This is a genomic window from Kribbella sp. NPDC051952 (assembly GCF_040680855.1).
Classification (GTDB): domain Bacteria; phylum Actinomycetota; class Actinomycetes; order Propionibacteriales; family Kribbellaceae; genus Kribbella.
Window position 1 is genome coordinate 217,256 of the sequence record NZ_JBFAXQ010000004.1, and the last position, 16,601, is coordinate 233,856.

Consider the following 16,601-nt stretch of genomic DNA (forward strand, 5'->3'; position numbering starts at 1 on the left):
CTCCCTTACTTGATGCCACTGTTGGCGAATCCCTGGACGAAGTACCGCTGGGTGAGCAGGAACAACACGATCATCGGCACCGTCGCCAGTGTCGTCCCGGCCATCAGGTACTCCCAGAACGTGCGCTCGCTCTGCTGGAACGCGGCCAGCCCGACCTGGATCACCCGCAGATCGTCGCGAGTCGTCACGATCAGCGGCCAGAGGAAGTTGTTCCAGCTGTTCTCGAAGGTGATCAGCGCGACGGTCGCGATGGCCGGCTTGATCAGCGGGGTCATCACCCGCGCGTAGATCCCGAACTCGCCCATCCCGTCGATCCGGGCCGCCTCCTCGAGTTCTCGCGGCAGCGACAGGTAGAACTGGCGGAACAGGAAGATCGCCAGCGGCGTCAGCGCGCCCGGCACGATCAGCGCCCACCACGAGTCCAGCCACCCCGAACCGCCCCGGCCGAGGTAGTCGTTGCCACCGAAGAACGGCATCCCCTTGGCGATCAGGTACTGCGGCACGATCTTCGTGTACGTCGGAATCATCATCGTGGCCAGGATCGCCAGGAACAGCACGCTCCGCCCCCGGAACGGGACCCGCGCCAACGCGTACCCGGCCATCGAGGCGAGCGCCACGTTGAGCACGGTGTGCCCGGTCGCGATGATCAGGCTGTTGCGGAAGTACGTCCCGAACGGCGCGAACTTCAGCGCGGCCGGGTAGTTGCCGAAGTCCCAGTGCCGGGGCAGCCAGGTCGGGGGATAGGAGGTGATCTCGGAGTGGCTCTTCAGCGACGACAGCACCATCCAGGCGAACGGCACGATCATCAGCAGCGCGCCGACCGTGAGCACCAGGTGCAGGACGACCCGGCTCGCCGCCCGTTCAGAAGTCTGCATCTCGGTCCCTTCCGGTCAGCCGCCGGCTGATCGCCGTGAGCACGAGCAGGAAGACGAACAGCACCAGACTCTGCGCACAGGCCCGGCTCATGTCGAACTTGCCGAACGCGCTGCGATAGATCTCCAGCGTCATCACGGTGGTCGCGTTCGCCGGACCGCCGTCCGGCGTCAGCACGTACACCTGCTCGAAGACCTGGAAGGAGTCGATCAGCGAGACCACGAACACGAAGAACGTTGCCGGTCGCAACATCGGCAGCGTGATCGCGAAGAACGAGCGGCGCGCGTTCGCGCCGTCCACCGACGCCGCCTCGTACAGCTCCGGTGGGATCGACTGCAGCGCGGCCAGGTAGATCAGCATCTTCAGACCGATGCCCTTCCAGACGCTGACCACGATCACCGCGGGCATCGCCCAGTGCGGGTCCGACAACCAGGCCGGCCCCCGAATACCGGCCTGGTCGAGCACGGCGTTGAACAGGCCGATGGTCGGTTCGAACATCCACATCCAGACCAGCGCGATCGCGACGGTCGCGGTGATGTGTGGCAGGAAGTACGCGGCCCGGTACCAGGCCCGGCCGCGCAGGTTGGTGTTCAGCAGGACGGCGATCACCACCGCGATCGCCATCGCCACCGGCACGGTGAAGAACGTGTAGATCACCGTGTGCCAGATCGACCGGATCCAGATCGGGTCAGCGAAGATGTCGCGCAGGTTGCCCAGCCCGGCCCACGAGATCGTCCCGGCCAGTACGTCGTAATGCGTGAACGCGAGCACCACCGACGCGATCGTCGGGATGCCGATCCACCAGGCCAGGTGGATGACGGCGGGGGCGAGCATGAGTACGCCTGCCCGCCGCCGCTCCCACCCCAGCCGCCGCCCACGTCGCGGGGGCTTCGGGACCGCGGGCGTCCGCACGGCTTCCCGCCGTACCGCGGTCGTCGTCATTTGCCGGAGGCGATCGCCGCGTCGGCCTTCTTCGCCAGATCGTCCAGGGCCTGCTGCGGTGACTGCTTGCCGAGCAGGGCGGACTCGATGGTGGCCTTGAAGTCGCCCCGGATCTGCAGCCAGGCCGGGATGCCGCCCTCGGAGTAGGCGTTGCCGAGGTTCTTCATCGCGAACTGGACGGCCGGATTCTTCTGCACGTACTCCGAGCTGAGCAGGCTCTTCAGCGCCGGCACGTTGCCGCGCTGCTGGTTGGCCGCCAGCGAGGGCCCCGAGGACGCGAGGTACTTCACCCATTCCTTGGCCGCCGGTTGCACCTTCGACTTCGCCGACACCGCGCCGATCGTGCCGCCCTGGAACAGCGCGGGCCGCTCGCCGGTGATCACGAAGAAGCCGATCTTGCCGCTCTTCACCAGGTCGGCGGCATTCTGCTCGAACTCCTGCCAGGTGTTGTTGTGCCCCAGCATCATCGCGGCCCGGCCCTGGACGATCGGTACGCCGGTCGCCGCACCGGGCTCGGTGAAGCCGAGGTCCTCGGACTTGTCGGTCCGGATGATGTCGGTCATCAGTTGCAGCGCGCTGACCGCCTTCGGCTGGTTGAACGCGACCTTGCCGTCCGGTGTGAACAGGTCACCGCCCGCGGCCCAGACCAGCGTCTCGAATCCCTGCCGGATGTCGATACCGAGGATGTCGATCCCGGCCCGGGTCAACTTGCCGTCGCTGCCGCGGACGGTCAGCTTGCGGGCGTAGTCGCGGATCTCCGCGAACGTCGCCGGTGGCTTCTCCGGGTCGAGCCCGGCCTGCTGGAAGATGTCCTTGCGGTAGTACCCGAACCGGGTGTCCAGCATGATCGGCCGCGCGTAGACCTTGCCGTCGTACACCCCGGGCTGGACCACGCGATCGTTGTACTCCGCGGTCAGGGCGGCCGGCGTGTCACCGAGGTCGGCGAGCACTCCCTTGGCCGCGAACGGCGGGATCCACCCGACGCCCATCAGCATCACGTCGTACGGGCGCCCGCTGGCCAGCGAGGTGGTCAGCTTCTCGTTGAGCTTCGCGTACGTCGTGTAGTCCGGCGTCACCTTGACACCGGGGTGCTGCTTGGTGAAGTCGGCGATCAGTCCGGACAGCACCTGCGCACCGTCGGACCCCTCGAAGATCGGCGTGATCATCCGGATCTCGCCGGTCACCGCACCGCCGCTCTGCCCTGACTTCGCCGGTGCCGGTCCGCCGCAGCCGGCCGCGAGCAGCCCGAGCATCAGAAGGCCCGCCCGTTGCCCGAACTCGCGCCGCGTGCTGCCCGCTGGTTGCCGATTCATCGGCCTCACCCCTCCGGGATTGTCTGAGTGCATCGATTTACCAGTGCATCGATTTAGCGATGATCGATGCGAGCATTGCGACTTGTCAATGGCTGGCCCGCAGACGATCTGGCCGGTACCCTCACCGCATGGGTGGTGTGACGATCTACCAGGTCGCCGCGCAGGCGGGGGTCTCGCCGAGCACGGTCTCGAACCTGCTGAACGGGCGGGCCGGCCGGATGCTGCCGGCGACTCGGCGCCGGGTCGAGGCCGCGATCGAGCAGCTCGGCTACCGGCCGAACCGGGCCGCGCGGCAGCTCCGCACCGGGCGGAACCAGGTGATCGGCCTGGTCGTGCCGTCGGTCGCCAACCCGTTCTGGGGCACGTTCGCCCGGCACCTGGAGGCCACCGCGCTCGAGGCCGGGTACCACGTGCTGCTCTGCAACAGCGAGCGTGAACCCGACCGCGAGCGCCGGTACGTCGACGAGCTCTGGTCCGACGGCATCCGCGGCGTCGTCCTGTGCTCGTCGCTACCCGATCTGAGTCACCTGATGCCCGTGGTGGACGAAGGGCTGCACCTGGTCGCCTTCGACCGGACCGCTCAGGCCGGCGACCACGAGAGCCTGGTCAACATCAGCCTGGACAACGTTCTCGGCGGACGAATCGCGGCGCAGCACCTGCTCGATCTCGGGCACAGGCGACTCGCGTTCGTCTCCGGTGCGCTCGGCAGCGTGAACCGGCGTGAACGTTTCCGCGGCTTCTCCGACGCGCTCGAGGACGCCGGGCTCGATCCCGCCAAGGCGCTGGTCTGGTCCGGCGGCCCGAGCCACCGGTACGGCGATCTGGACGCGGCCGGCCTCGGTAGGACCGCGGCGGCCGAGTTGCTCGCGACTCCCGAGCCGCCGACCGCGATCGTCGCGGTCAACGACATGTGCGCCCTCGGTGTCTGCGCCGGTATCCGCGACGCCGGGCTCCGGGTCGCCGACGACGTCTCGGTCATCGGCTTCGACGACATCGTCCTCGCCGATCTGGCCGCACCGGCGTTGACGACGATCCGTCAGCCGCTGGCCGAGATGGCGGCGGCCGCCTTCGATCACCTCCGGGCCGGGATCGACAGCGGCGACCCGATGCCCGGCCAGTCGCTGCTGATGCGGCCGGAACTGGTCGTCCGTGCCTCCACCAGCCCGGTTCGATAGGGTCGGGCGACATGAGCGCCTTCCCGGACGATGTCGAGGCCTACTACGCGGAGCTCGCGCAGCGCCGTGACTGGTCGCCCGAGACGACCGCCGCGATCCGGTCGACGGTCGAGCTGATCCGCGACCTCGATCGCGGGACCGCGTCGCGCACGTACGGCGCCCTGGCCGACGAGAACGGGACCGACTGGCTCTTCGAGGCGGTCTGGCACGAGCGCGAGTGGGTCGTCGTACGGCAGCTGGGAGTCCGGGAGGACGGTGATGTCACCCGGTACTGGTGGCAGCGCCTCGAGGACGACGAGGGCATGCTCACCGACAAGGCGTTGGAACGCGAGGAGTGGGGTCTCCGCCCGCTCTGCCGTGAGGACTTCTACACCGCGTGGGACGACCCGGGCTGGGCGCTCACCACGCTGACTGCCTGAACTCCACCGCACTCGTCAGTACTGGTCGGCGTACTGAATGTTCGTGATGCGAGACATTCTCATCACGGTCCGGACATTGTGTGGCAGACTGCGAAATGTCATGAAGAACTACCTGGTGATTATTCCCTAGGCGCGCTCAGCCGGCAGTACCTGAGCGCGCAGACCTCTCGCACCATGCGGGAGGTTTTTTGTTTGCCACCAGCCCCCACCGGAAGGCCGACCATGAGCATCTCGGACGAGTTCCACGTCTATGACACGACTCTGCGCGACGGTGCGCAGCAGGAGGGTCTGGCGCTGTCCGTGGCCGACAAGATCGCCATTGCGCAGCACTTGGACGATCTCGGGGTCGGCTTCATCGAGGGCGGCTGGCCGGGCGCGGTCCCCAAGGACACGGAGTTCTTCGAGCGGGCCCGGACCGAGTTGCACCTGCGTACGGCGACGTTCGCCGCGTTCGGCGCGACCCGCAAGCCCGAGACGACCGCGGCCGACGACCCGCAGGTCGCCGCGCTCCGCGACTGCGGCGCCGGCGTGGTCACACTCGTTGCCAAGAGCCACGATGCGCACGTCGAACGGGCCTTGCGGACGACACTCGACGAGAACCTCCGGATGGTCGCCGACACGGTCGCGCACCTGCGCGAGAACGGTCAGCGGGTCTTCCTCGACACCGAGCACTTCTTCGACGGGTATCGGGCCAACCGCGCGTACGCACTGGAAGTAGTACGAGTAGCCGCCGAGGCGGGGGCCGACGTGGTTGCCCTGTGCGACACCAACGGCGGCACGCTGCCCCGGGAGCTGCAGGAAATTGTCCGCGACGTGCTCGAATCCACCGGGGCCCGGCTCGGCATCCACTGTCACAACGACGCCGGCTGCGCGGTGGCGAACACGGTCGCCGCCGTCGAGGCCGGCGTCACGCACGTCCAGGGCACGATCAACGGGTACGGCGAACGCACCGGCAACGCCGACCTGCTCGCGATCGTGGCCAACCTCGAACTCAAGCGGGAAATGGAACTGCTCCCGGCCGGCAAGCTGGCCGAGTCGTTCCGGATCGCCCACGCGATCGCCGAAGTGACGAACGTGCCGCCGTCGACCCGGCAGCCGTACGTCGGTGTGTCCGCGTTCGCCCACAAGGCGGGCCTGCACGCCAGCGCCATCAAGGTGGATCCCGATCTCTACCAGCACACGGATCCGGCCCGGGTGGGCAACGACATGAGGATGCTCGTCTCGGAGATGGCCGGCCGGGCGAGTATCGAGCTGAAGGGCCGTGAGCTCGGCTTCGACCTCGGCAGTGACCGCGAGCTGGTCGCCCGGGTCGCCGACCGGGTGAAGGAGATGGAGGCCCGCGGGTACACCTTCGAGGCCGCGGACGCGTCGTTCTCGCTGCTGCTGACCGAAGAGGTGACCGGGCAGCGGGCGTCGTTCTTCGACGTCGAGTCGTGGCGGGTGATCACCGAGTCGCGCGCCGACGGCGAAGCGGTGTCGGAGTCGACCGTGAAACTCGTCGCCGGGGGAGAGCGGGAGATCGTCACCGGCGAGGGCAACGGGCCGGTGAACGCCCTCGACCATGCGCTCCGGACCGCGATCGAGCGCGCGTACCCGGTCGTGAACAAGTTCGACCTGGTCGACTACAAGGTCCGCATCCTCGACCAGGGCCACGGCACGGACGCGGTCATCAGAGTCCTGATCGAGACCGCCGACGGCGAAGGCTCGTGGGTGACGGTCGGGGTCGGTCACAACATCGTCGAGGCGTCGTGGGAGGCACTCGTCGACGGCTTCACCTTCGGCCTCCTGCGCCACAAGGAGGTCGTCCGATGAGCGCACTCACCGTCAACCCGGTTGCGGAAACCGCCTTGGCAGCTGATCCGGCTACCGATGCCGCCCTCGCGGTCGTGCCCGGGCCTACCGCCACGGTCTTCACCGCCGAGGTGGTCGAGACCTGCGGCATGCTGGCCCGGATCGCGGTCCTGCTCAACCCGTACGACGTCCGCGAGCTGGCGTTGTCGCTCGAGGAGTGCACACTGCGCGTCGTCGTGGCCGGCGACGGCTTCGACGCCGGCCGGGTCGCGGCCCGGCTGGACAAGGTCGTCGGCGTACTCGAGGTGAGCTATTCAACAGTCTGATCTGATCAGTTGAAACTGGACAGTCCAGACTGATGAATCTACGCTGGGATCATGATCTCAGCGTCGGCGGTGCAGGCGGCCAGTCAGGTGCGCGTCGTGTTCGGACGGGTCAAGCGGCGGCTGAAGGAGCTCGCGGACACCGACGACCTGACCCCCTCGCAGTCCTCGGTGCTGAGCCGGCTCGACAAGGACGGCCCGGCGTCGGCGAGTGACCTGGCCGCGGCCGAGCGGGTTCGCCCGCAGTCGATGGCCGCGATCCTGGCCGCGCTGCGTGAGAACGATCTGATCTCGCGTCATCCCGATCCTGAGGACGGCCGCCGCCAAGTCGTTTCCTTGACCACAGCGGGCCGTCATCGTCTCCAGGGCGACCGGAAGGTCCGGCAGGAGTGGCTCGCGCAGACGTTGCAGGACCGCTGTACCGAGGCTGAACGCCAGACGATCCTGAAGGCGCTCGCCCTGCTCGACAACGCCCTCGAGTCCACCCCGGCGGCGATCGGCCGGTGACGTCCGCAGTGCCTGCTGAGCCGGCCCGTTTCGAGCGCCGGTTGATCGCGCCGATGGTGATCGGTGGGATCCTCAACCCGATCAACTCGTCGATGCTCGCGGTGGCGCTGATCCCGATCGGCGCCAGCTTCGGCGTACCGCCGTCCGAGACCGCCTGGCTGATCACCGGCCTCTATCTCGCGACCGCGGTCGGCCAGCCCGTGGTCGGTCGGCTCGTCGATCTCTACGGACCCCGGCCGCTCTACCTGATCGGTACGGCGGTGGTCGGGATCGCCGGTCTTCTCGGTGCGCTCGCCCCGACTCTCGGCGTACTGATCGTCTCGCGGGTGCTGCTCGGGTTCGGGACGTCGGCGGCGTACCCGGCCTCGATGTCGCTGATCCGCAGTGAGGCCGACCGGACCGGGATGAAGACGCCGGCGGGGATCCTCAGCATCTTGTCCGTGTCCAACCAGGTGATCGCGGTGATCGGGCCGACCCTCGGTGGTCTGCTGATCGGGCTCGGTGGGTGGCATCTGATCTTCACCATCAACGTGCCGCTGTCGGTGATCTGCGTGATCCTCGGCGTGCTGTGGTTGCCGGGCCGAGGCCGGCCGCGTACTCGCGCCGCGGGTCGCCTCGACTACCCGGGCATCGCGCTGTTCACGGCCACGCTGGTTTCGCTGATGCTGTTCCTGATGCAGCCGCGGTTGTCGCGCTGGTATCTGGTCGTACTCGCGGTTGCCCTCGGGGTGGCGTTCGTACTCGTGCAGTTGCGGGTGGTGGAGCCGTTCATCGACCTGCAGGTGCTGGGCGGGAACGTCCCGTTGATCGCGACGTACATCCGGCAAGTGCTGGCGATGGTTGGTTCGTACGCTTTCCTTTACGGCTTCCCGCAGTGGCTCGAGGAAGGGCGTGGGCTGGGCGCCGCGTCCGCCGGGTTGCTGATGCTGCCGCTGTCGGTCAGCGCGGTGCTGATCATCGTGATCACCGGTCGCCGGGCGAAGGTGCGCGGCAAACTCGTTGCCGGGAGCATCCTCCTGGCGGCGGCGGCGATCGCACCGCAGTTCGTCGGGGCGCAGACGGTGATCGCTGTACTGGCGTTGGTCGGTGTACTGGCCGGGTTGTCGCAGGGGCTCACCGGGCTTGCCAACCAGAACGCCCTGTATCACCAGGCGGATCCGGCTCGAATCGGATCGTCCGCCGGCTTGCTGCGCACGTGCGGGTACGTCGGTGCTCTCATCGCTGCCGCTGCCAACGCGCAATTCTTCCAGCACGGCGCGACCACGGCCGGTTTGCACGAGTTGTCGCTGTTCCTGCTCGTGCTCGCTTGTCTGCTCGTGCTGGTCACCGTTCTGGACCGATCGCTCGGCCGGATCGGTTCCACCCAACCCACCTGAGAGGTTCGCTCGTGCCTGTCACCACTCTTGACCCGAAGACCGCACTGGTCGTCATCGATCTGCAGAACGCCGTCGCCGCACTTCCTGGCGAGCCATACTCCACCGAGGACGTGATCAACCGGACGGTCGAGCTCGCGGATGCCTTCCGGAAGCACGACCTTCCGGTGGTCCTCGTCCGGGTCAGCTTCAGCGCCGACGGTGGGGATCGCCCGACCGGCCGGACCGAGCAGCAGGGCCGCGCGACCGGGACGCCACCCGCGGGCGGTGACCAGATCGTCGACCAGTTGGCCGGGCACCCCGAGGACATCGTCGTGACGAAGCGGAACTGGGGTGCGTTCCACGGCACCGACCTCGACGTACACCTCCGTCGCCGCGGCATCACCCAGATCGTCCTGACCGGCGTAGCCACCAGCATCGGCGTCGAATCCACCGCCCGAGCCGCCTTCGAACACGGCTACCACGTAACCCTGGCCACCGACGCCATGACCGACCTAGCCGCCGAATCCCACAACCACTCCCTAACCCGAATCTTCCCCCGCCTAGGAGAATCCGGCACCACCGCCGAAATCCTCGCCCTCCTGAGCTGAGGTTGGGGGAGCCTCCGGCGCACAAGGCGGCGTACACATCTGCTCGTACGCCGCCTTGGCTCTACCTGTCGGCTATCTCAGTCCCAGCTCAGGCCGCTGGATGACTGGTACTCGATCACGCGGGTTTCGAAGAAGTTCTTTTCCTTCTTCAGGTCCATCACCTCCGACATCCAGCCGAAGGGGTTGCGGGTTTCGCCGAAGATGGGGGCGATGCCGATCTGCTCCGCACGCCTGTCGGTGATGAAGTGCATGTACTGCTCACACAGCTCCGCCGTCAGACCCAGCATCCCGTTCGGCATGGTCGAACGCCCGTACGCGACCTCCAGCTCGCAGGCCTCGGTCAGCATCTGCCGGACCTCGGCCTGGAACGCCTCCGTCCACAGGTGCGGGTTCTCCTGCTTGATCTGGTTGATGCAGTCGATGCCGAAGTTCAGGTGGATCGACTCGTCCCGCAGGATGTACTGGTACTGCTCGGCGATACCGACCATCTTGTTCCGCCGGCCGAGCGACAGGATCTGCGCGAACCCGGTGTAGAACCACATCCCCTCGAACACCACATAGAACGCGATCAGATCGCGTAGGAACGCGGTGTCGGACTCCGGCGTCCCGGTCCGGAAATCCGGGTCCTCCAGATGCTGGGTGTACTTCAGCGCCCACGCGTCCTTGTCCGAGATCGACGGCACCTCGCGGTACATGTTGAACAACTCGCCCTCGTCCAGACCGAGCGACGTACAGATGTACTGGAAGGTGTGCGTGTGCACGGCCTCCTCGAACGCCTGGCGCAGCAGGTACTGCCGGCACTCGGGGTTGGTCAGCTGCCGGTACACAGCAAGCACGATGTTGTTCGCGACCAGGGACTCGGCGGTCGCGAAGAAGCCGAGGTTGCGCTTCAGCATCATCCGCTCGTCCTCGGTCAGCCCGTCCCGAGACTTCCACAGCGAGATGTCGGCCTGCATGGAGACCTCGGTCGGCATCCAGTGGTTGTTGCACGCGGCAAGGTACTTGTCCCAGGCCCACTGGTACTTCAAAGGGAGCAGTTGGTTGACGTCGGCCCGCGCGTTGATCATCGCCTTGTCGGCGACCTGGACCCGCGACGCTCCGACAGCAAGCGAACCGAGCCCGGTGGAGTTGTTGGTCGTGGTCACTGGCAGGCCTCGCAGTCAGGATCGTCAATGGAGCACACGGCCCCGGTGGGGACAGGTGCGGGGACGCTGACAGGTACGGCGTTCAGACGTCCATCGGTGCCCTTCAGCGTCGACTTCTCCACATGCGTCGCCGACTGCGAACGCAGGTAGTACGTCGTCTTCAGCCCATACCGCCAGGCAGACCGGTACAGCTCGTCCAGCGCACGACCCGAAGGCGCAGCCATATAGAGGTTGAGCGACTGCGCCTGGTCGATCCACTTCTGCCGGCGCGAGGCCGCCTTCACCAGCCAGAGCGGGTCGATCTCGAACGCCGTCGCGTACAGCTCCCGCAGATCGGCCGGAATCCGCTCGATCCCCGCCAGGACGCCGTCGTGGTACTTCAGATCCGACACCATCACCTGGTCCCACAGCCCGCGCGCCTTGAGGTCGGCGACGAGGTACGGGTTCGCGACGGTGAACTCACCGGACATGTTCGACTTCACGAACAGGTTGCTGTACGCGGGCTCGATCGACTGACTCACGCCGCAGATGTTGGAGATCGTCGCGGTCGGCGCGATCGCCATCACGTTCGAGTTCCGCATGCCGTCGCGCCGGACCTTCTGCCGGAGCGCGTCCCAGTCGAGTTGCTTGCTCTCATCAACGATCACGTCGCCGTCGCGAGCGGTCTTGAGCAGCTCGAGCGAGTCGATCGGCAGGACCCCCTGGCTCCACAGCGAACCGTCGTACGTCGAGTAGCGTCCGCGCTCGGCCGCCAGGTCACTCGAAGCCTCGATGGCGTGGTAGCTGATCTGCTCCATCGAGCTGTCCGCGAACTCGACCGCGGCATCGGACGTGTACGGGATCCGCAGCGCGAACAGCGCGTCGGCGAAGCCCATCAGACCGAGGCCGACCGGACGGTGCCGCTGGTTTGCGCGCTCCGACTCCGGGGTGGTGTAGAAGTTCACGTCGATGACGTTGTCGAGCATCCGCACCGCGGTCGTCACGGTGTCGCGGAGCAGTTCGGCGTCGAGGCCGTCCTCGGTGAGGTGGGCGACCAGGTTGACCGAGCCCAGGTTGCAGACGGCGGTCTCCTCGACCGTCGTGTTGAGCGTGATCTCGGTGCACAGGTTCGACGAGTGGACGACGCCGTCGTGTTGCTGCGGTGAGCGCAGGTTGCAGGCGTCCTTGAACGTGATCCACGGGTGCCCGGTCTCGAACAGCACCGTCAGCATCCGGCGCCACAGGTCGACGGCCTTGACCCGCTTGAACACCCGGATCTCACCACGGTCGGCGGCCGCCTCATAACCGGCGTACGCCGCGGCGAACTCAGCGCCGTACAAATCGTGCAGGTCGGGGACCTCGTTCGGCGAGAACAGAGTCCAGTCGCCACCCGCCTCGACGCGCTGCAGGAACAGGTCGGGCACCCAGTTCGCCGTGTTCATGTCATGCGTACGGCGGCGCTCGTCGCCCGTGTTCTTGCGTAGGTCGAGGAACTCCTCGACGTCGATGTGCCAGGTCTCCAAGTAGGCACAGACCGCGCCCTTGCGCTTGCCGCCCTGGTTCACCGCGACCGCGGTGTCGTTGGCGATCTTCAGGAACGGTACGACGCCCTGCGACTCGCCGTTGGTGCCGCGAATCTTGGCGCCGATGCCGCGGACCGGGGTCCAGTCGTTGCCGAGACCACCGGAGTACTTCGCGAGCAGCGCGTTGTTGCGGATGCCGTGGAAGATGCCGGCCAGGTCGTCGTCGACCGTGGTGAGGAAGCACGACGACAGCTGCGGCCGGGTGGTGCCGGAGTTGAACAGGGTAGGCGTCGACGACATGAACCGGAACGAACTGAGCAGCTCGTAGAACTGGATCGCGCGCGCCTCCCGGTCGTCCTCCCGCAGTGCCATCCCCATCGCGACGCGAAGGAAGAACGCCTGCGGCAGCTCGAAGCGCACCTTGTCGATGTGCAGCAGATAGCGGTCGTAGAGGGTCTGCAGGGCGAGGAAGGTGAAGTTGAGGTCGCGCTCGGGGCGGATCGCGGCGGCCAGCCGGGTCAGGTCGAAGTTGGCCAGCTCGGGGTCGAGGTGTCCGGCCTCGATACCGACCTGGATGTAGCGCGGGAAGTAGTCGGCGTACGCCTCGGTCATGTCGGCCTGGCTGGCCTGCCGGGGCTCACCGTGAACGCGGCCGAGGGCCTCGCGACGGATCTGGTCGAGCAGCAGGCGGGACGCGGCGAAGCTGTACTGCGGCTCGGTCTCGACGTACGACCGGGCGGCCATCACGAGCGCGAGCTCGACCTCGTGCTGCGCGATGCCGTCGTAGCAGGAGCCGAGTGTCTCGTTGAGGATCAGCTCAGGATCGACCGAGTCGAGTCCTTCGGCCGCCTCGCCGACGATGACTCGCAGCCGGTCGATGTCGAGCGGGGCTCGGTTGCCGTCGGCCGCGCGGACTGTCAGCGCCGGCTTCTCGCTGATGCCGGCCGCGTCGGCGGGGGTGCGGGCCTTGGTCCGCTCCTCCCGGTAGAGGACGTAGGCACGGGCGACCTGGTGCTCGCCGGCGCGCATCAGCGCCAGCTCGACCTGGTCCTGGATGTCTTCGACCTGGACGCTGCGACGGGCGTCGCCGCGGCTGGTCAGGGCGCCCACGACCCGGCCGGTCAGGTCGGTCACCAGGTCACGGACCCGGTGGGTGGCGCCGGCCTCGGCGCCCTCGACGGCGAGGAACGCCTTGCTCATCGCGACCGAGATCTTGGTCGGGTCGAAGGCGGTGCTGCTGCCGTCACGGCGGACGACGGTCAGCTCGGTCGGCAGGTCTGCCGAAGAATTCGGGTCGGCTTGGTCAGCCGTCCGGGAGGACGAAGCGATGGTCACAGAAGCTGTCTCCATACGAGTGCCGGAGGCCCTTGACCTGAGCGCGGGCGGGCGCACGACGACACGGCCGCACCGGCCGGGAACACTGCCGTCACGCCCTGCGACCCACCCGCGAGGTCTCGGACCGCGCGCACCGGCGGTGCGCGCGCCAGTGGCAGGTATCCGGACTCGCGGAGGCTCTCCGCTCACCGTTGCGGGGCAGCTCCGGAGTCTCACCGGATTCCCCTGTTGCCTCAGAGTGACCCACATCTTGTGGTGCCAGCCACTCCGAACCACCAGCAGTAGTGATGCTAGGTGGTTGCTCCGACAATTCCCGGTATTGCCCCGTCGGCCTCTGCGTGTCGCGGCGCGGGCCCGGCGTGTCGCGGCGTGTCGGGCCGCTACTCGGTCTTCACGCTGCGACCGCATAGAGATCCTGCAGTGTCATGATCTCCGAGCCGTGGTGGATCAGCTCGCGATTCAGTCGCAGCGCGACGTGGCCGAACGGCTCGCCGGCGTCCAGCTCGGTGGCCTGGCTCAGGCCGACCGTCATCACCTGGTCCTCGTCCAGCGCGGCGATCGATTCCTGCCACGCGTCGACCCAATGGGTCAGCCACGCGACCGCATCCCGCGCGTTGCCGTGCAGGGTGATGTCGGCGCGGCCCTGCTGACTCGCGCCGAAGGTCCACTCCCAGCGCTCGAAGAACATCTCCGTCAGGTGGGCGATCAGCCAAGCGATCGTCCGCGGTCCGCGATGGTCCGGCTCGTCCGGCCACTGCGCCACCCATTCGCCGGTCCCGAGTGATCGGAACTTACCGGCGTACTGACGTCGTACGACGGTCAGCGCCTCGCTGCTCGGACGCCAGAAGTATTGCTCGTCGGTCAGTTGGGCGAGCCGGCCGGACAACACCATCCAGCTGAAGCCGAGCTGGCCTCGCACCATCGCCATCGCGGATGGTCGGTGCAGGATGTCCCAGTCGAACGGCTCCGGCATCACAGTCCCTCACGCTCCCCGTCTCAGCGCCTCGATTTGGAGACGCGATCGAACATGTGTTCGAATTGTGTCCTGGCGGGAAGGAGAAAGTCAATGCGGATGGCGTGTTGGTTCTGGCCTCGACGGGACTGGTCTGCTAGGTGGTTCGATCCTCGTATCGGCTGCTGGGCTGGCGAATCGGCGTTCGAGCAACGTGAAGGCGTCGATGAGTTCGGGCGCCTCGTAGACACGGTTGCGGCGGCCGTCGGTGACTTCGCGGAGGATGTTCGCTTCGACCAGTCGCGCGAGTCCCTGGTTGGCGGCCTGCTGCGATCGAGCGATGAGTTGCGCGGCCGCGGCGAGCGTGAGGACCGGCGCTGCCGGCAGTGCCTCGATCAACAGGTCGGCCGCAGATCCCGCCCGGACCGGCGCCGCTCTTTCCCGCCAGGAGGTCTTGAGGTCAGCTGCGGTCTGTTCGAATCGAGCGGCCTCCGCGGTCGCGTGACTGCACGCCATGGCGAACATGCGGAGCCATGGGTTCGCCGCCGTCTGTGCCTTGGCCGTGGTCGCCCGCCCGACGTATCGGAACGCGGTCAGTGCGTCGATGTAGTCCGCCGCGTGCGTGGCGAGCGACAACGACACCGGTGGCACGGTCCGCGAGACCAGGCCGTCGGCACGCAGGATCAGGTGGATCAAGGCGCGTCCGGTCCGGCCGTTGCCGTCGGCAAAGGGATGGATCGTCTCGAACTGTGCGTGCGCGATCGCGGTCTTGGCCAGCACCGGCAGTCGGGACTCGCGGACGAAGGTCATCAGGTCGGCGAGCAGTTCGGGGATGAGGTGCGCCGGTGGCGGGACGTAGTACGCCTCGGCGGGGGAGCGGCCGCCGATCCAGTTCTGCAGGTAGCGGATCTCCCCGCCGAATTCCGGCGTGGGGGACTGGGCCATCAGTCGGCGGTGCGCCTCCAGCAGGTGGTCGACCTCGAGTTTGTCCCCGGCCTGGACCGAATCGGTCACCCAGGTCATGGCATCGACGGCACCGAGCACTTCTTCGGCCGTGACGTCGCCAGGCCCGTTGCCGGGGCGATCGCGCAGGACGTCGGCCTTGAGCAGGCGACGCGCACCCACCACGAGTCCCTCGATCTGCGAAGACCCGACGGCCTCGGCCCGCAACAGCAGTCGGGCCAAGGCCTCGCTGTTCGTCAGCACGGCCGCGGTCGCGTCCAGGCGCGCGAGATCGCCGGCGGCGTCCTCCAGTACAGCGAGGACGTCGTCGCTCAGGTCGAACTCACGCCCGACCAGTGGGTCCGGGAAGTACAACTCGTACGACCCGCCCAACCGCTCTGCCCGGGTGAACCCATCCGGATGCCCAGGCCATCGATGCAACTCAACCCGTGCCATGCTCTTATTCAAGCTTATCCATCAACCTTGAACAAGGGGTGGACCTGGTCATGGGCAGACTGGAGGGGTGACGTTGGACGCAGAGACTCGGCAGATGATCGCGGCGAACGAGGCCGACTGGGACGCGCGGGCGCCGTTGCATGCGGCTAGCCAGTTCTACATTCAGCCTCCGGAGTACTGGTTCGCCGACTATGAGTGGACGGATCTCGGGCCGCTCGACGGTCGCGACGTGCTCCATCTGCAATGCCACCTCGGCACCGAGACGATCGCGTTCGCCCGCCGTGGCGCACACGTGGCCGGGCTCGACCTTTCGCGGAAGTCGCTCGAGGAGGCGCGTCAGTTGGCCGCCGACGCCGAGCAAGAGGTCGAGTACGTGCACGCCAATGTGTACGACGCGGTCGATGCATTGAGCGGTCGCCAGTTCGACATCGTCTACACGGGCAAGGGCGCGCTCTGCTACCTCCCGGACCTGGAGCAGTGGGCCAAGGTCGTCCACGACCTGCTCAAGCCCGGCGGCTTCGTCTACATCGTCGAGTTTCACCCGCTGCTCAACGCCCTCCGCGAGGTTTCACTCCCTGGCGAGTCCGAAGAGCTCACGCTCCGCGCCGACTACTTGGAGGGCCGCGGGCCGATCGCGCACGATTCCACCGTCACCTACACCGGCGACCAGGTCCCGGGCCGGCAGCGTAGCTACGAATGGAGGCACGGGCTCGGCGAGATCGTCACCACTCTCGCCGGCTCGAACTTCACCGTCACCACGCTCCGTGAGTCCGAGGTCCTGCAGTGGCCCCGCTGGCCCTCGATGCAGCAGACCCCAGAGGGCTGGTGGCGCCTGCCGGACGAGGCACCACGCGTCCCCCTCCTGTTCGCTCTGAAGGCAACCCGCTCCAACTAACCCGACCACCCGCCCCCGGCCGAGTCGGGCTGCGGGTCGCTCTCTCGTGCTCTGGACTCAACCTTTTG

At 67.4% G+C, this 16,601-nt stretch carries 15 protein-coding genes and 1 riboswitch; of the genes, 8 read left to right on the forward strand and 7 right to left on the reverse strand.

The window, feature by feature from the left end; translation table 11 throughout:
* Nucleotides 1-5: 5 nt before the first annotated feature.
* The 3 genes from AB0L70_RS10325 to AB0L70_RS10335 are packed head-to-tail and all read right to left on the reverse strand — an operon-like array spanning nucleotide 6 to nucleotide 3,128.
* On the reverse strand, nucleotides 6-875 hold the full coding sequence (locus tag AB0L70_RS10325; RefSeq protein ID WP_363682228.1) for a carbohydrate ABC transporter permease: 870 nt from the start codon (nucleotides 873-875) through the stop codon (nucleotides 6-8).
* Nucleotides 862-1,815, reverse strand: coding sequence for a sugar ABC transporter permease (locus AB0L70_RS10330; protein WP_363682230.1), 954 nt, complete (start codon nucleotides 1,813-1,815; stop codon nucleotides 862-864). Before AB0L70_RS10330 ends, AB0L70_RS10325 begins: the two co-directional genes overlap by 14 nt.
* On the reverse strand, nucleotides 1,812-3,128 hold the full coding sequence (locus tag AB0L70_RS10335) for an ABC transporter substrate-binding protein (RefSeq protein WP_363682232.1): 1,317 nt from the start codon (nucleotides 3,126-3,128) through the stop codon (nucleotides 1,812-1,814). The genes AB0L70_RS10330 and AB0L70_RS10335 overlap by 4 nt, the downstream gene beginning before the upstream one ends.
* 128 nt (nucleotides 3,129-3,256) lie before the next feature.
* On the opposite strand from AB0L70_RS10335, the gene AB0L70_RS10340 reads away from it, so the two are divergent.
* The 7 genes from AB0L70_RS10340 (at nucleotide 3,257) to AB0L70_RS10370 (ending at nucleotide 9,306) form a co-directional block, all read left to right on the forward strand.
* On the forward strand, nucleotides 3,257-4,303 hold the full coding sequence (locus AB0L70_RS10340) for a LacI family DNA-binding transcriptional regulator (protein WP_363682234.1): 1,047 nt from the start codon (nucleotides 3,257-3,259) through the stop codon (nucleotides 4,301-4,303).
* Nucleotides 4,304-4,314: 11 nt separating this feature from the next.
* Nucleotides 4,315-4,722 carry a hypothetical protein gene (locus AB0L70_RS10345; RefSeq protein WP_363682236.1) on the forward strand — a complete coding sequence of 136 codons (408 nt, stop codon included), beginning with the start codon at nucleotides 4,315-4,317 and terminating at the stop codon, nucleotides 4,720-4,722.
* Between the two features lie 222 nt (nucleotides 4,723-4,944).
* A complete protein-coding gene (cimA, locus tag AB0L70_RS10350) occupies nucleotides 4,945-6,534 on the forward strand; it encodes a citramalate synthase (RefSeq protein WP_363682238.1) in 1,590 nt (529 codons plus the stop codon).
* Nucleotides 6,531-6,839 carry a hypothetical protein gene (locus AB0L70_RS10355; RefSeq protein WP_363682240.1) on the forward strand — a complete coding sequence of 103 codons (309 nt, stop codon included), beginning with the start codon at nucleotides 6,531-6,533 and terminating at the stop codon, nucleotides 6,837-6,839. Before cimA ends, AB0L70_RS10355 begins: the two co-directional genes overlap by 4 nt.
* A gap of 51 nt (nucleotides 6,840-6,890) precedes the next feature.
* Nucleotides 6,891-7,343, forward strand: a complete 453-nt coding sequence (locus AB0L70_RS10360) for a MarR family transcriptional regulator (RefSeq protein ID WP_363682242.1) — start codon at nucleotides 6,891-6,893, stop codon at nucleotides 7,341-7,343.
* A complete protein-coding gene (locus AB0L70_RS10365) occupies nucleotides 7,340-8,719 on the forward strand; it encodes an MFS transporter (RefSeq protein WP_363682244.1) in 1,380 nt (459 codons plus the stop codon). The genes AB0L70_RS10360 and AB0L70_RS10365 overlap by 4 nt, the downstream gene beginning before the upstream one ends.
* Nucleotides 8,720-8,730: 11 nt before the next feature.
* The gene (locus AB0L70_RS10370; protein ID WP_363682246.1) at nucleotides 8,731-9,306 is read left to right on the forward strand and encodes an isochorismatase family protein; all 576 of its coding nucleotides are present in this window, start codon (nucleotides 8,731-8,733) and stop codon (nucleotides 9,304-9,306) included.
* Nucleotides 9,307-9,383: 77 nt separating this feature from the next.
* Here AB0L70_RS10370 and AB0L70_RS10375 read toward each other — a convergent pair whose 3' ends face one another.
* The 4 genes from AB0L70_RS10375 to AB0L70_RS10390 form a co-directional block, all read right to left on the reverse strand.
* Complete coding sequence (locus tag AB0L70_RS10375; protein ID WP_363682248.1) at nucleotides 9,384-10,451, reverse strand: ribonucleotide-diphosphate reductase subunit beta; 1,068 nt, start codon at nucleotides 10,449-10,451, stop codon at nucleotides 9,384-9,386.
* Nucleotides 10,448-13,288, reverse strand: a complete 2,841-nt coding sequence (locus AB0L70_RS10380) for a ribonucleoside-diphosphate reductase subunit alpha (protein ID WP_363682250.1) — start codon at nucleotides 13,286-13,288, stop codon at nucleotides 10,448-10,450. Before AB0L70_RS10380 ends, AB0L70_RS10375 begins: the two co-directional genes overlap by 4 nt.
* 135 nt (nucleotides 13,289-13,423) lie before the next feature.
* Nucleotides 13,424-13,580: riboswitch (cobalamin riboswitch) on the reverse strand.
* A gap of 99 nt (nucleotides 13,581-13,679) precedes the next feature.
* A complete protein-coding gene (locus tag AB0L70_RS10385) occupies nucleotides 13,680-14,261 on the reverse strand; it encodes a DinB family protein (protein WP_363682252.1) in 582 nt (193 codons plus the stop codon).
* A gap of 90 nt (nucleotides 14,262-14,351) precedes the next feature.
* The gene (locus AB0L70_RS10390; protein WP_363682254.1) at nucleotides 14,352-15,638 is read right to left on the reverse strand and encodes a Fic family protein; all 1,287 of its coding nucleotides are present in this window, start codon (nucleotides 15,636-15,638) and stop codon (nucleotides 14,352-14,354) included.
* A gap of 67 nt (nucleotides 15,639-15,705) precedes the next feature.
* Here AB0L70_RS10390 and AB0L70_RS10395 point away from each other — a divergent pair, with 67 nt between their 5' ends.
* The gene (locus tag AB0L70_RS10395; protein WP_363682256.1) at nucleotides 15,706-16,533 is read left to right on the forward strand and encodes a class I SAM-dependent methyltransferase; all 828 of its coding nucleotides are present in this window, start codon (nucleotides 15,706-15,708) and stop codon (nucleotides 16,531-16,533) included.
* Nucleotides 16,534-16,601 lie beyond the last annotated feature (68 nt).